This window comes from Okeania sp. SIO2B9 (assembly GCF_010672505.1).
GTDB classification, from domain to species: domain Bacteria; phylum Cyanobacteriota; class Cyanobacteriia; order Cyanobacteriales; family Microcoleaceae; genus Okeania; species Okeania hirsuta.
Window position 1 is genome coordinate 1 of the sequence record NZ_JAAHGK010001656.1, and the last position, 1,353, is coordinate 1,353.

Consider the following 1,353-nt stretch of genomic DNA (forward strand, 5'->3'; position numbering starts at 1 on the left):
TTCGGAAACGAAAATTAACATGCCTATTATTCAGGGGGAATATATCTGATATACGCCCTCTGAATAATAGGTTATTTATTTCAATATACAGGCCATTCCTTCGCAAGCAGCCTCCGGAATAGTTTCAGTGTTTTCAACATAATAATTGACTAATGCTTGAAAAGTTTTATTATGATTGATACGTTGTTCTACAACGGAATTGATTTTATTGTATTCATCCTTTGATATTTTCTCGAAAGGTAAACGAGGAAATGGTGCATCAAATCTTGCTAACAGTGCTATCGAAATATATCCTTTATCATATCGAATCGCTTCATAAATTTTAGTTGCCAAAGGAATTATTTCATCTTCTGTTAGTAGAATTGTCGATGATGTATTATGTGTAGTCCAATGTTCTTGAATTCCCATATAAAAATCAAACATTGCTGTTGCACTAATTTTGCTTATATCAATGTTTTCTATTCCTTCTATATTGCACCATGATACAGAAACAGGAATTTCTACCAACCATTCCGTTACTCTTTCGTCGAAAGGGTCGTTCAATAGATTTCCTTCGGAATCTTTATCTGATTGCCCCGGTACAACAGAATATCCATAATCCAAACAAGCTTTCGCTACAGCATCATTTTTTCTGTAAGTAATTCTCCGGATATAATTGATACCGAAGGGAGGATGCCAACCAGGAGACGCATTGGTTAATAAACTCTTACTGCCTGCTGGTTGTACACATGTGTAACGATTAGGTATTTTAATGTTATGTTTAGTGCAGTATTCTTTGACTTTTATCTCTACAATTGATTTCCAAAATTTCAAATATTTTGTTTCATAATATTTGAATAATTCGGCTGTTGAATTTATTTCGTTTTGTTCAGGGTGATTATCTATATCAGATATAGAAAGAGATATTAGTTTAGAAACAATTTCTTCGTGATTATAAGAATACCAATTTTCATCTCTTCCATTCATCCACCAACTTAACCATTCAATGCCGAAAGCATTTACGAAGAAATCAAATAACCCTGTAAATGACACCGCGATGATTGGGTCTAATTCTCGGCTTAATTGATAACGATGTTGTGTGAATTTATGATGTAATAAACCAACAACATTAATTGCACCTGCTGTAAAAGCTTTTCTTTGTTCGTCTAAATTATTTGGGTCAATCATGTTTAGATGAATTTCTGAAAGGTCGCAATGATAGTTACTACCGATAATTTCACCGCAGGGATTTAGGCCATATCTTTCTAATCGATGATTTAACTCTATATCTGATATATGAGGAAATCGTTCTAATATCCATTTTTTCGCCCCCCCTGAACAAAAGGCGTTGATAAAATTTCTTTTATCAACGCC

Annotated in this window: 1 pseudogene; it reads right to left on the minus strand. The window is 33.6% G+C overall.

Annotated elements, in window-relative coordinates:
* Positions 1-75: 75 nt before the first annotated feature.
* Positions 76-1,353, minus strand: a pseudogene (locus F6K13_RS33460) (hypothetical protein); the annotation flags it as partial.